The 12,657-nt window shown below is 73.7% G+C and carries 10 protein-coding genes; 6 read left to right on the forward strand and 4 right to left on the reverse strand.

The window, feature by feature from the left end:
• Window positions 1–63: 63 nt before the first annotated feature.
• From ACFV4G_RS16940 to ACFV4G_RS16950, 3 genes are read left to right on the forward strand one after another with little or no spacing between them, the layout of a single operon-like run.
• Window positions 64–867 (forward strand): ABC transporter ATP-binding protein, encoded by an 804-nt coding sequence (locus ACFV4G_RS16940; protein WP_380441044.1) that lies wholly within the window; start codon window positions 64–66, stop codon window positions 865–867.
• Window positions 854–1,756 (forward strand): ABC transporter permease, encoded by a 903-nt coding sequence (locus tag ACFV4G_RS16945; RefSeq protein ID WP_380440950.1) that lies wholly within the window; start codon window positions 854–856, stop codon window positions 1,754–1,756. The genes ACFV4G_RS16940 and ACFV4G_RS16945 overlap by 14 nt, the downstream gene beginning before the upstream one ends.
• A gap of 11 nt (window positions 1,757–1,767) precedes the next feature.
• A complete protein-coding gene (locus ACFV4G_RS16950) occupies window positions 1,768–2,496 on the forward strand; it encodes a sirohydrochlorin chelatase (protein WP_380440953.1) in 729 nt (242 codons plus the stop codon).
• A gap of 21 nt (window positions 2,497–2,517) precedes the next feature.
• On the opposite strand, the gene ACFV4G_RS16955 is transcribed toward ACFV4G_RS16950, so the two are convergent.
• The 4 genes from ACFV4G_RS16955 to ACFV4G_RS16970 form a co-directional block, all read right to left on the reverse strand.
• On the reverse strand, window positions 2,518–2,715 hold the full coding sequence (locus tag ACFV4G_RS16955) for a hypothetical protein (RefSeq protein ID WP_380440955.1): 198 nt from the start codon (window positions 2,713–2,715) through the stop codon (window positions 2,518–2,520).
• A 299-nt stretch (window positions 2,716–3,014) separates the two neighbouring features.
• A complete protein-coding gene (locus ACFV4G_RS16960; RefSeq protein WP_380440958.1) occupies window positions 3,015–4,706 on the reverse strand; it encodes a DEAD/DEAH box helicase in 1,692 nt (563 codons plus the stop codon).
• Window positions 4,707–4,886: 180 nt separating this feature from the next.
• Window positions 4,887–5,090: a cold-shock protein gene (locus ACFV4G_RS16965; RefSeq protein ID WP_218202470.1), complete on the reverse strand. Its 204-nt coding sequence runs from the start codon at window positions 5,088–5,090 to the stop codon at window positions 4,887–4,889.
• A 404-nt stretch (window positions 5,091–5,494) separates the two neighbouring features.
• Entirely contained in the window at window positions 5,495–7,681 is a 2,187-nt protein-coding gene (locus ACFV4G_RS16970) for an MMPL family transporter (protein WP_380440961.1), read from the reverse strand.
• 534 nt (window positions 7,682–8,215) lie between these two features.
• Here ACFV4G_RS16970 and ACFV4G_RS16975 point away from each other — a divergent pair.
• From ACFV4G_RS16975 to ACFV4G_RS16985, 3 genes are all read left to right on the forward strand, one after another.
• Window positions 8,216–10,432 carry an MMPL family transporter gene (locus ACFV4G_RS16975; protein WP_380441046.1) on the forward strand — a complete coding sequence of 739 codons (2,217 nt, stop codon included), beginning with the start codon at window positions 8,216–8,218 and terminating at the stop codon, window positions 10,430–10,432.
• A 113-nt stretch (window positions 10,433–10,545) separates the two neighbouring features.
• Entirely contained in the window at window positions 10,546–11,439 is an 894-nt protein-coding gene (locus ACFV4G_RS16980) for a phosphotransferase (RefSeq protein WP_380440963.1), read from the forward strand.
• 206 nt (window positions 11,440–11,645) lie between these two features.
• Window positions 11,646–12,644, forward strand: a complete 999-nt coding sequence (locus ACFV4G_RS16985) for a polysaccharide deacetylase family protein (RefSeq protein ID WP_380440965.1) — start codon at window positions 11,646–11,648, stop codon at window positions 12,642–12,644.
• The last annotated feature ends 13 nt before the right edge of the window (window positions 12,645–12,657 follow it).

Genomic DNA, 12,657 nt, shown 5'->3' on the forward strand with positions numbered 1-12,657 from the left:
CCTCCCTCCTTGCCCGCCGACGGGCAGGAGGGGCCCATGACCACTCACGCAGGAGGTGCCCGGATGACCTCGGCACTGACCACCTCGGCGGACGCCCCCGGCACCGCCGGCGCCGCGCCCGCGCCCGCCGTCCGGATCTCGCACGTGCACAAGTCCTTCGGCCGCCCCGGCGCGCAGACCCACGTCCTGGACGACATCACCCTCGACGTGGCGCCCGGTGAGTTCGTCACGCTGCTCGGCGCCTCGGGCTGCGGCAAGTCCACCCTGCTGAACCTCGTCGCCGGCCTCGACCGCCCCATCCGCGGCAGCATCGAGGTGCCCGGAGCCCGGCCCGCCCTGATGTTCCAGGAGCACGCGCTGTTCCCCTGGCTCACCGCCGGGCGCAACATCGAACTCGCCCTCAAGCTCGCCGGCGTCCCCCGCCCCGAGCGGCGCGCCGAGGCCGAGCGGCTCCTCGAACTCGTGCGCCTGAGCGGCTCCTACGGCAAGCGCGTGCACGAGCTGTCCGGCGGCATGCGCCAGCGCGTCGCGATGGCCCGCGCCCTCGCCCAGGGCAGCAAGGTGCTGCTGATGGACGAGCCGTTCGCCGCGCTCGACGCCATCACCCGCGACGTCCTGCACGACGAGATCACCCGGATCTGGGCCGAGCGGCAGCTGTCCGTCCTGTTCGTCACCCACAACGTGCGCGAGGCCGTGCGCCTCGCCCAGCGCGTGGTGCTGCTCTCCTCCCGCCCCGGCCGCATCGCCCGCGAGTGGCACATCGACCTGCCGCAGCCGCGGCGCATCGAGTCCGCCGGCGTCGCCGACCTGTCCATCGAGATCACCGAAGAACTGCGTGGGGAGATCCGTCGCCATGTCCAGCACTGACACCACCCCCGTCCTGGACAAGCGCGGAGCCGCCGACACCGCCGACGTCGGCGCCGGCCTGGACGCCCTGGACGCCGTCTCCGCCCGGCGCAGCTCGCTCGGCGAGGTGCTGCGGCAGAAGGCGCTGCCGCCGCTGCTCGGCGTCCTCGTCGTGCTCGCGCTGTGGCAGGGCGCGTACAGCCTGCACCTCACCACGTCCGACAAGCTTCCCAGCCCGGCGGCCGTGTGGCACTCCGCGCAGGACCTCTGGTACCAGGGCACGCTGTTCTCGATCATCTGGACGAGCGTGTGGCGCGGCCTGTCCGGCTTCCTGCTGGCCGTCGTCATCGGCACCCCGATCGGCCTGGTCGTCGCCCGCGTGAAGCCGGTGCGCACCGCGATCGGCCCGGTCCTGCAGGGCCTGCAGTCGCTGCCGTCGGTCGCGTGGGTGCCGGCCGCGGTGATCTGGCTCGGCATCAACGACTCGATGATGTACGCGGTGATCCTGCTCGGCGCCGTGCCCTCCATCGCCAACGGCCTCGTCGCCGGGATCGACCAGGTGCCGCCGCTGTTCCTGCGCGCCGGGCGCACCATCGGCGCCACCGGCCTCACCGGTGCCCGGCACGTGCTGCTGCCCGCCGCGCTGCCCGGCTACCTGGCCGGGCTCAAGCAGGGCTGGGCGTTCTCCTGGCGCTCGCTGATGGCCGCCGAACTCGTCGCCTCCTCCCCCGACCTCGGGCTCGGCCTCGGCCGGTACCTGGAGAACCAGCGCGAGTTCTCCGACATGCCGGGGGTGCTGCTCGGCATCCTCCTGATCCTGTTCGTCGGGATCGCCATCGAGCTGCTCGTGTTCACCCCGGTCGAGCGCCGGGTGCTGCGCAACCGCGGCCTGCTGGCCGCCGCGAAGTAGGGACGCACCGCATGACCGCCCTCCTCCTCATCGCCCACGGCAGCCGCGACCCGCGGCACGCCGCGACGGTGGCCGCGCTCGTCGACCGGGTGCGGGCGCAGCGGCCCGGGCTCGACGTCGCGACGGCGTACCTGGACCACTGCGCGCCGCGGATCCCGCAGGTGGTCGGGCGGCTCGGGGCGGCGGTGGCGGTGCCGCTCCTGCTGAACCGGGCGTTCCACGCCAAGCACGACATCCCGGCGGCGCTGCGCGCGGCGGGCGCGGGGCTGCCGGTGGCGGACGTCCTCGGTCCGTCGCCGCTGCTGCTCGCCGCGCTCGACCGGCGGCTGGCGGGGGCGGGCCTGGATGTCGCGTCGGCGGGGGTGCGGGCCCGCACGGGCGTGGTGCTCGCGGCGGCGGGTTCCTCCGACCCGGCGGCGGACGCCGCCACCCGCGCGGTGGCCGACGAGTGGCGCCGCACCCGCGGCTGGGCCGCGGTCGAGGTCGCCTACGCGGCCGGCACCGGTCCCCGCGTCCCCGAGGCCCTGGCCGCCCTGCACGCCGCGGGCGCCGCGCGCACCGCCGTGTCCCCCTACCTCCTGGCGCCCGGCCGCCTCCCGGACCGCATCGCCGAGGCGGCCACCGAGGCCGACCTTTGCGCCGACGTCCTGGGCGCGGCCCCCGAACTGGCCACCCTCCTCCTGGAGCGCCACGACGAGGCCCTGCGGACGTCGCGAGCAATCCCCGCCCTCACGGCCTGAGCCCGCGAGCCGACGGTCACCTCACCGCCTTCCTGCCCAGTGCGTCTCCTCGGCGTCCTCAACGGCCGCCCAGCGGCGCGCCCGCTTGAGGTGGCGTTCGAGCGCCGGCACCGGCTCGGCCGGCTCGGCCGGCTCGGCACTCATGATCTCCTCCTCGGTCAGCTCGTGCGTCTCGTAGTACTCGGCGATCGCTTCGAGATCCGCTTCACTGTCGGTCATCCTTCGCCACCCTCTCCTCCATGCGCGACGGCACTCTCGACAGGATGCTGACGAACGGCCGCATCTCTCAAGTCGTGTAATCCCGAAGGGTGATGACGCCCAAGGTCACCAGGCTGGCGCTGGCCACGGTGCGCCCCTGAGCGCCGCCGACACCTCATGGGCGGACGGGCGGTTGCGGCTGCTCGCGCCGGCCCCCGCCACGGTCTGAGCGCGGCCCTGAATGCGGCCCGACGACGGCGAATACGGCGAAGGGCGCCCTCCGGAGTCCCGGAGAGCGCCCTTCCGCGCGTGTGTGTGCGTCAGTCGAACGTGCGGCGCTGGCGGCCCGTCCCGTAGTTGGAGCCGGACTTGGCGCCGCTTCCGGGCTTGGCACGGCCGGAGGAGCGGCCGATGAAGCCGGCCGCCTGCGGGCGCTCGCCCTGGGCCTGGGCGGCGGCGCCCATGCGCTGCTTGGGGCGGGGGCGGCGCGGGTTGCCGTTCATGTCGACGTCGGCGGGCAGCCCGGAGCGCTTGCCGGGGCGGCGGCGCGGGGCGCCCTTGCCCTCGGCCTTGGGCTTGGCGTCGGCCTCGGCGGCGGGCACCGGGACGGCGACGGTGACGGCGACGCCGCTCGGGGTGCGGGCGCCGGTGATCTTGGCGAGGTCGGCGTCGCCGGGGCGGACCTTGGTGACGGTCGGGCGGATGCCGGCGACCGTCATCAGCCGGTTGACCTCGCGGCGCTGCTCGGGCAGGACGAGGGTGACGACCGTGCCGGACTCGCCGGCCCGGGCGGTGCGCCCGCCGCGGTGCAGGTAGTCCTTGTGGTCCACCGGCGGGTCGACGTTGACGACGAGGTCGAGGCCGTCGATGTGGATGCCGCGGGCGGCGACGTTGGTGGCGATCAGCGCGGTGACGTGGCCGTCGCGGAACTGGTCGAGGACGCGGTTGCGCTGCGGCTGGGACTTGCCGCCGTGCAGCGCGGCGGCCTTGACGCCGTTGGCGAGCAGCTGCTTGGCGAGCCGGTCGGCGCCGTGCTTGGTGTGCACGAACATGATCAGGCGGCCGTCGCGGGAGGCGATGTGCGCGGTGGTGGACGCCTTGTCGGCCGGGTCGAGCTGCAGGACGTGGTGGTCCATGGTGCTGACCGCGCCGGCCGAGGGGTCGACCGAGTGGGTGACCGGGTCGGAGAGGAAGCGCTTGACCAGGCGGTCGACGTTGCGGTCCAGGGTGGCGGAGAACAGCATCCGCTGCCCGCCCTCGGCGACCTGCTCCAGCAGCTTGGTGACCTGCGGCAGGAAGCCCATGTCGGCCATCTGGTCGGCCTCGTCGAGGACGGTGATCGCGACGTCGGACAGGATGACGTCGCCGCGGCCGATCAGGTCGTCGAGCCGGCCGGGGGTGGCGACGAGGACCTCGGTGCCACGGCGGACGGCGTTGGCCTGGCGCCCGATCGACATGCCGCCGACGACGGTGGTGATCCGCAGGTTGACGGCGGTGGCGTAGGGGGTGAGCGCCTCGGTGACCTGCTGGGCGAGCTCGCGGGTGGGCACCAGCACGAGCGCGAGCGGGTGCCGGGCGTCGGCGCGGCGCCCGGCGGTGCGGGCGAGCAGCGGCAGGCCGAAGGCGAGGGTCTTGCCGGAGCCGGTGCGGCCGCGGCCGAGCACGTCGCGCCCGGCGATCGAGTCGGGCAGCGTGGCGCCCTGGATCGGGAACGGCTCGGTGACGCCCTCGCGGCCGAGCGCGGACAGGATCGCCTTCGGCAGGTCGAGCTCGGCGAAGGTGGCCGCCGGGGGCCGCGACGGGGTGCCCTGGACGACGGTGAAGTCGGCGGGCGCGGCGGCGGTGGCGCGGGAGGTCTTGGGGGCGCGGGATCCGGCGGTGCGGGATCCGGCGGCGGCGCCGGCGCCGGCGCCGGTGCGGCCGCGCGGCTTGCGGGTGCGCGGGGCGCCTTCGGTGCGGGCGCCGTCGGTACGGGCGCCGCGGTCGCGCGGCGTGCGGGCAGGGGTGGTCACGGGTTCTCCGTCGGTCGGTCGGCGGCAGCCCGGGGTACGGGCTGGTCGGCCGTCGGTGGGAGATACGCCGCCCCGGCCGTATGGCGGCTTCTGCCGCCGTGTGGCGGCATGCGCGAGGGCCCGCACCGAGCGGTGCGGGCCCCCGCTACGCGAGATCGCGAGTCAGCTCGGGGGCTGGACTCAGATGACGCGGATGTTCTCGGCCTGCGGGCCCTTCTGGCCCTGGGTCACGTCGAACTCGACCTGCTGGCCCTCGACGAGCTCACGGAAGCCCTGAGCAACGATGTTCGAGTAGTGCGCGAACACGTCCGGGCCGCCCTCGGCCTGCTCGATGAAGCCGAAGCCCTTTTCGCTGTTGAACCACTTCACGGTGCCGGTAGCCATAACCGTCTCCTCTAAAACTGGGGCATCAGGGATCCACACCGCGTGAACCCCTAAGTAGCCGCGATCCCCATCCGGAGACTGAAACACCGGACAAAACAAATGCGCCTGTTGGTTGGGACCAGCAGGCGCACACAAGCGTTCATGGGAACCAAAACTGCAACTGGTTCGACTGTAGCACGGGGACACCCCGATTGACCGGGGGATTTTGTGCTCTGGAGATCACGTTTGCGGGCCCCGGGAAGCGGGCAGGCGGCGCCCCGCCGAAGCGGGACGCCGCCTGTGGACCACCGGGTCGGTCCGGTGGGCCGCACCCGTGGTCCGGCCCGGTGAGTCGGATCACCGGGTCGGACCAGTGGGCCGGGTCACCCGGCCGGACGAGCCGGCCGGACGGGTCGGCCGGGCGCTCAGCGCCGCCCGGCCGGCTCCGGCACGCCGTGCGCGTCCTGGAGCGGCACGGAGCCGCCGCCGTGGCCGCCGCCGTCCCCGTGGCCGGGCCACCAGGCGCGGTGGCCCAGCAGCGCGGTGAGCGACGGGGTGAAGAACATCGCCATCACGAAGGCCGCCAGCACGATGCCGAAGGCCAGCGAGAAGCCGAGCTCCATGAACAGGACGTTGCCCGCGAGCATGAAGGTCGCGAACGAGGCCGCCAGGATGAAGCCGGCCGCCGCGACCGTCGGGCCGCCGTGCTTGATGGCCTCGCTGGCCGCCTCGCGCGGGCTGCGGCCCTCGCGGGCCTCCTCGCGGAGGCGGGCGATGATCAGGATGTTGTAGTCGGTGCCGATCGCCACCACGAACAGGTAGATGAAGATCGGCAGCATGAACATCAGACCCGGCTCGCCCTTGATGTTCTGGAACAGCAGGGTGGTGGCGCCGAGGGTGCCGCCGAAGCCGAGGCCGACCGAGGCCATCAGGTACCAGGGGGCCACGACGCTGCGCAGCTGCAGGCCCAGGATGAGCATGATGAGCAGGGCCGCGATCGGGAAGACCAGCGTGTAGTCGTGCACCATCGCGGTGTTGATGTCCTTGTACACCGAGGTGATGCCGCCGACCAGCGACTTCGAGTCGGCCGGGGCGGCCGCGTGGGCGGCGTCGCGGACCTTCCCGATGGTGTCGATCGCCTTGTTGGAGGCCGGGGCGTCCTTGAGCAGCACGGTGAAGTCACCGGTGGTGCCGTCGGCGCTGATCGCCTTGTTCTCCGCGCTCGGCGTCACGACGCCGGCCACGCCGTCGACCGCGCCGAGCTTGCCGGCGAAGTCCTTCAGGGCGGCATCGCTCAGCTTGGCGCCGTTGGTGGAGGTCAGGTAGACGTGGCTCGGGTCGGCCGCGCCGGCCGAGAAGGCCGTCATCAGCTTGTCCTGGACGACCATCGACTCCTTGTTCTTCGGCATGGAGCTGCCGGCGAGGTCGTAGGTGCCGTTGTAGTTGAGGCCGGCCAGGGCCAGCACCACGAGGACGCCGCCGGAGACCAGGGCGACCAGGCCGGGCTTCTTGCCGGTCATCCGGCCGAGCGCGGCGAAGCGGGCGTTCTTGGGCTCCTGCATCCACTTCTTGCCCGGCCAGAACACGGCCTTGGACGGGATGACGGTGAGCACGGCCGGGGCCAGGGTCAGCGAGACCAGGGCGGTCGCGACGACGGCGATGGCGAGCGCCGGGCCGAGCGCGGTGAACATGCCGAGGCTGGAGAGGATCAGCACCGCGAAGGCCACGGCGACCGCGCCGGCGGCGGAGGCGATCGCCTCGCCGACCCGGCCGACGGCGTTGGCCACGGCGGTCTTGCGGTCCTCGCCGGTGCGCAGCCGCTCGCGGTAGCGGAAGGCGAGGAACAGGAAGTAGTCCGTGCCGACGCCGAGCACGACGATGATCAGGATCGCCGAGGTCATCGGGGAGGACTTGAGGTCGAACATCTTGATCGCGTCGGCGATCAGGCCGTTGGCCACCGGCATCGCGATGACCAGCGAGAGCAGCACCGGCAGGATGCCCGCGAGGATGCTGCGGAAGATGATGCCGACGATCAGGATGACGAGCAGCAGGCTGCCGAGCATGACGATCATGTCGGTGGCGCCGGAGGCGTCCTGCTGGTCGAGGCTGCTGGCAGCCTGGCCGCCGACCTGGAACTTCAGGCCGGTGCCGTCGGCGAGCTTGGAGCCGTCCTCGCGCAGCTTCTTGGCCGCGTCGGTGTACTCCTTGTCCTGCATCTTGGACTTGTCGATGGCGACCATGGACAGCGCGTACTTGCCGTCCGCGGACTTCGCCTTCTCGGAGACCGGCAGGATCTGCTGGACGGCCGGGATGTTCTCGTCGGTCAGGCCCTTGACGACCTTCTCCATCGAGGTCTGGTCCTCGGCGGTGAGCTTCTGGCCGTCGTTGCGCTCGAAGAGCAGCAGGGCGGCGGGGGTGAAGCTCGACGGGAACGCCTGCTCCTGGAGCTGCGCCGCCTGGATCGACTCGTAGTGCTTGGGCAGGAACGCGGACTCGTCCGTCTGCGAGGTGACGGCGGGCGCGCTCGCGACGATGGCGATCATCGCGACGACCCACGCCGCGATCACCCACCAGGCGCGGCGGACGACGAAGTGTCCTAGTCGGTGGAACATGCTCGTGATGCCTCCTGGGCATGGTTCACCGCAGCCCTTGGGGACGGGACGCCGGGCGACGGCAGGACCGGCCGAGGACGCGCGCGGGCGCCCCCTTACCGGTCGGCAGGTAAGTTGGTCTGGAGACTCATCCTACGAGTACTTGCTTGCCGCCCGGCAAGTTGTTTTCGCAGGCCGCCCCCGTGAGGCCCCCCGTGTCCGCGGCCCCGCACCAGTCTCGCCCGTCCGCATACCCCTTGACCTCGTGCTCCGGGTGGAGACCGCTCCCCCTCAGGGTGGAGCTTGCCCCCACCCCCGGGGATGAGGGATCAGGGTCGGAAGGTAGGGAAAACCCCACCCCGGCCCCGAGGCGGGCACCAGGGCCGGGTACCCCGCCAGCCGGATTACGGCCCGACTCGCCTTTCCCTACCGTCTTTCACGACGCCGGAACGCGACCCCGGCGCCCGGCGGCCGGGGGCCGCCGACCACCCGGCGCACGACCGCCGTTCTCCCAGGGGGAAGTCCGTGAAGACCAGGCTCGGCACGGCCGCCGCGATGGGCGCCTGGAGCGCCCGGCACAGAAAGACCGCCGTCTTCGGCTGGCTGCTGTTCGTCGTCCTCGCCGCCGTGCTCGGCGGGATGCACGGCGGCACGAAGGTGGGCCGCGACGAATCGGTGCCCGGCGAGGTGTCCCGGGCCGCGCGGATCCTCGACGACGCGGGGATCAAGGCCCCGGCCGGCGAGACCGTCCTCGTCCAGAGCCCGGAACTGACCGCCGACGCACCGGCGTTCCGGGCCGCCGTCGCCCAGGTGGTCGCCGCGGTCGACGGCACGGGCAAGGCCGCCGCCATCCGCTCCCCCTACGACACCAAGGCCGTTTCCGCGGACGGCCACTCCGCGCTCGTCCAACTGACGCTCAAGGGCGACCGCGACGAGGCCGTCGCCGACGTCCCCGCCGTGATGGAAGCGGTGGCCGGCGTGCAGAAGCAGCACCCCGAACTGACCGTCGTCGAACTCGGCGACGCGAGCTCGGGCAAGTGGATCCAGGACCAGTTCGCCGACGACTTCACCCGCGCCGAGTGGACGGCCGTCCCGCTCGCGCTCGGCATCCTGCTGGTCGCCTTCGGCGCGCTGGTCGCCGCCGTCCTGCCGGTCGTGCTCGCGCTCACCGCGTTCGTCGCCGCCGGCGGCCTGGTCGCCCTCGCCAGCGGGCTGCTGCACACCAGCGACGACGCGAGCTCGGTGATGCTGCTGGTCGGCCTCGCCGTCGGCGTCGACTACTGCCTCTTCTACCTGCGCCGCGAGCGCGAGGAGCGGGCCGCCGGACGGGACCTCGCGGACGCGCTCGCCGTCGCCGCCGCCACCAGCGGCCGGGCCGTGCTGGTCTCGGGCGTCACCGTGGTCGTCGCCATGGCCGGCATGTTCCTCACCGGCATCGCCGACTTCTGGGCGATGGCCTTCGGCACCATCGTCGTCGTGGTCACCGCCGTCCTCGGCTCGCTCACCGTGCTGCCCGCGCTGCTGTCGATGCTCGGCGACCGCGTCGCGAAGGGCCGGGTGCCGTTCCTCGGCAGGGTGCGCCGGCCGGAGGCGGCCACCACGGGTGGGCGCTTCTGGAACGCCGTGCTCACGCCGGTGCTGCGCCGGCCGCTGGCGGCCACCCTGCTCGCCGGGGCGTTCCTGCTCGGGCTGGCCGCGCCGCTGCTCACCATGCACACCGCCAACCTGACCTTCCAGCAGCAACTGCCGCGCGGCAACGCCCTCGTGACCGCCTCGCAGAAGATCGAGGCCGCCTTCCCCGGCAGCCCGGCCCCCGCGACCGTCGTCATCAGGGCCACCGACATCTCCTCCCCCGCGATGACCGCCGCGATCGCCGACCTCAAGGCCCGCGCCCTCGCCAGCGGCCGGATGCACGGCCCGGTGGACGTCACCGTGCACCGCGAGCAGAACGTCGCCACCGTCGACATCCCCCTCGACGGCAGCGGCAACGACGCCACCAGCAACGCCGCGCTCAAGGCCCTGCGCGACGACATCGTGCCCGCCACCGTCCTCAAGGTGCCCGGCACCGAGGCCCCCGTCACCGGGCAGACCGCCGGCTCGCACGACTTCAACGCGAAGATGACCGGCTCGCTGCCCGCCGTGTTCGGCTTCGTCGTCGCCTTCGCCTTCGTCCTGATGCTCACCTCCTTCCGCTCGCTGGCCGTCGCCGCGACCGCCGTCGTGCTCAACCTGCTCTCGGTGGGCGCCGCCTACGGGGTGCTGACGCTGGTCTTCCAGCACGGCGTCGGCGCCTCGCTGCTGGGCACCGCCGGGGTCGGGGCGGTGGAGTCCTGGGTGCCGCTGTTCCTCTTCGTGATCCTCTTCGGCCTCTCGATGGACTACCACGTCTTCGTGGTCTCCCGGATCAAGGAGGGCCGCGACCGCGGCCTGCCGACCCGCGCCGCGATCGCCCACGGCATCCGCTCCACGGCCGGGGTGGTCACCAGCGCCGCGGTGATCATGGTGGCGGTGTTCGCGGTCTTCGGCACCCTCTCGATGCAGGCGATGAAGCAGATGGGCGTCGGCCTCGCCGTCGCCGTGCTGATCGACGCCACCGTGATCCGCGCGGTCCTGCTGCCCGCCGTGATGACCCTGCTCGGCGAGCGCAACTGGTACCTGCCGCGCCTGCTCCACTGGCTGCCCGACCTCTCGCACGGCGAGCCCGCCGCGCCGGTCGGCACCGGCGGCGCCCTCCACGGCCCGGCCGCACCGCGCCACCGGATCGAGGTCTGAGCCACCCGCTCACCGGCGCCGGGCTCCGCATCGCGCGGGGCCCGGCCTCCGTGCGTCATGATGATCACCGTCCGGAGGCCTCCGGACGAACGCCGGCGGAACGGAGCCAGGTCATGACCGCCTTCGACGAGGGCCGCGCCCGGGTCCTGCTCGCCGACGCCTGCGCCTCGGCCGGCCTCCCGGACCCCGGCGACGCGCGGCTGCTCGCGCTCGGCGAGAACGCCGTCTTCGACCTCGGCGAGCCCGCCGTCGTCGCCAAGGTCGGCCGCGGCCCCGGGCTGCGGGAGCGGGCACGGCACGAACTCGCCGTCGCGAACTGGCTGGCGGGGCAGGGCATCCCGGTGGTCCGCCCGTACGACGCCGTCGCGCCCGGACCGCAGCTCGCCGACGGGCACCCCGTCACCTTCTGGCACCGGCTCGCCCCCGCCGTCCGCCCCGCCCGGCCCGCCGACCTCGCCCCGCTGCTGCGCGACCTGCACCGGCTGCCGCTGCCGCCCTTCCCGCTGGCCCGGCGCGACCTGCTCGCCCCGGTCGAGCGCTGGCTGGCCTCCGCCGAGGGCCACGTCGACCCGGCCGACGTCGCGTTCCTGCGCCGCCGCCGGGACGCCTTCGCCGCCGCCCTGCCCGACCTCGCCCCGCACCTGGAACCCGGGCTGATCCACGGCGACGCGCTGCCGCGCAACGTCCACGTCGGCCCGCAGGGGCCCGTCCTGCTCGACCTGGAGAACGTCTCGCGGGACCTGCGCGAGCACGACCTCGTGGTGCTCGCGCTCAGCCACGACCGGTACGGCGTGCCGGGCGAGGAGTACCTCGCGTTCACCGCCGCGTACGGGTGGGACGTGCGCGACTGGCCGGGGTTCGCGGTGCTGCGCGGCGCCCGCGAGACGGCCAGCGCCTCGTGGGTCGCGCAGCAGGCCGCGGGCAGCCCGGCGGCGCTGGCGGAGTTCCGGCGGCGGGTCGACTCGCTGCGCGACGGGGCGACGGACGTGCGCTGGTACCCGTTCTGAGGGTCTGGGAGTGACCCGGCGGGACTCGGCGGGACGGGTGGGGTAGCCGTGGCGGCGGGCGGACGCCAACCCGGGCGGCTGTGAGAAGACTCCTACGACGGAGCGGTCCGGCACGCAACCGGGGCAACTACGATCGGCGTCCTATCGGACAGTCATCCTGACCGAGAGGATCGGCACCCGCCGCCAGTTCCCCAGGAGCCGCCGCCATGCCCCAGTCCGCCGCCCGCCGGCCCGCTTCCCCGAACCGCTCGGCCCGCCTCCGCCGCCGGCTGATCATGGGCAGTGCCGCCGTCGCCGCCGCGCTGGGCGTCGCCGCGTGCGGGACGGCCAGCGGGGCCCTCCAGCCGAGCGCCTCGCCGTCCGCGAAGGGCGCGATCACGATCTCGCCGAGCACCGACCCGGCGCCCGGCGCCCCGGGCACGCCCGGTTCGGACGGCGTGCCCGTCACCGCGGGCGCGGGCGGCCAGGCCGCACCGCCGGTCACCCCGCGCACGCCGAGGACGCCGGACACCACTGCCGGCACGAGCCCGTCCAGCGCGAGTCCGTCGACCGCGAGCCCGTCCACCGCCGCTGCCGCCCCGGCCGTGCCCGCCACACCGCTCTCGGCGACCAGCGTGATCGGCTCGACCGCCTCCGGCGGCCGGACCGTCGCCCTCACCTTCGACGACGGCCCCGGCCCGGCCACCCAGCAGATCCTCGACCTGCTCGCCCAGTACAACGTCAAGGCGACCTTCTGCGAGATCGGCCAGAACGCCGCCGCCAACCCGGGCCTGGTCAAGAAGGTCCTCGCGGCCGGGCACCGGCTGTGCGACCACAGCGTCCACCACCCGCAGCCGTTCCAGAAGCTGCCGCACGACAAGGCCGTGGCCGAGATCTCCGGCGCGAAGGACATGATCGTCAAGGCCGCCGGCCCCGGCACCCAGGTCACCTGGTTCCGCGCGCCCGGCGGCGGCTTCAACGCCGACAACGAGCACATCGCCGCGGGCCTCGGCATGAAGTCCCTCGGCTGGTCGGTCGACCCGCGCGACTGGTCCCGCCCGGGCGTGCCGGCGATCGTCTCCACCGTGCAGAGCCAGCTCAGGCCCGGCGGCGTGATCCTCATGCACGACGGCGGCGGCGACCGCAGCCAGACCGTGGCCGCGCTCAAGCAGCTGCTCCCGTGGCTGGTCGCCCAGGGCTACACCTTCGACTTCCCGGCGGCCTAGGGACGTTGGCGCA

The organism is Kitasatospora sp. NPDC059747, from assembly GCF_042732955.1.
Classification (GTDB): Bacteria; Actinomycetota; Actinomycetes; order Streptomycetales; family Streptomycetaceae; genus Kitasatospora.

What these genes read in the sequence shown, in the direction of transcription:
- ACFV4G_RS16975 (WP_380441046.1), top strand. Translation starts at nt 8,216, where the DNA reads ATGGGCGCCTGGAGCGCCCGGCACAGAAAGACCGCCGTCTTCGGCTGG.
- ACFV4G_RS16945 (WP_380440950.1), top strand. Translation starts at nt 854, where the DNA reads ATGTCCAGCACTGACACCACCCCCGTCCTGGACAAGCGCGGAGCCGCC.
- ACFV4G_RS16980 (WP_380440963.1), top strand. Translation starts at nt 10,546, where the DNA reads ATGACCGCCTTCGACGAGGGCCGCGCCCGGGTCCTGCTCGCCGACGCC.
- ACFV4G_RS16985 (WP_380440965.1), top strand. Translation starts at nt 11,646, where the DNA reads ATGCCCCAGTCCGCCGCCCGCCGGCCCGCTTCCCCGAACCGCTCGGCC.
- ACFV4G_RS16950 (WP_380440953.1), top strand. Translation starts at nt 1,768, where the DNA reads ATGACCGCCCTCCTCCTCATCGCCCACGGCAGCCGCGACCCGCGGCAC.
- ACFV4G_RS16940 (WP_380441044.1), top strand. Translation starts at nt 64, where the DNA reads ATGACCTCGGCACTGACCACCTCGGCGGACGCCCCCGGCACCGCCGGC.
- ACFV4G_RS16955 (WP_380440955.1), bottom strand. Translation starts at nt 2,715, where the DNA reads ATGACCGACAGTGAAGCGGATCTCGAAGCGATCGCCGAGTACTACGAG.
- ACFV4G_RS16965 (WP_218202470.1), bottom strand. Translation starts at nt 5,090, where the DNA reads ATGGCTACCGGCACCGTGAAGTGGTTCAACAGCGAAAAGGGCTTCGGC.
- ACFV4G_RS16970 (WP_380440961.1), bottom strand. Translation starts at nt 7,681, where the DNA reads ATGTTCCACCGACTAGGACACTTCGTCGTCCGCCGCGCCTGGTGGGTG.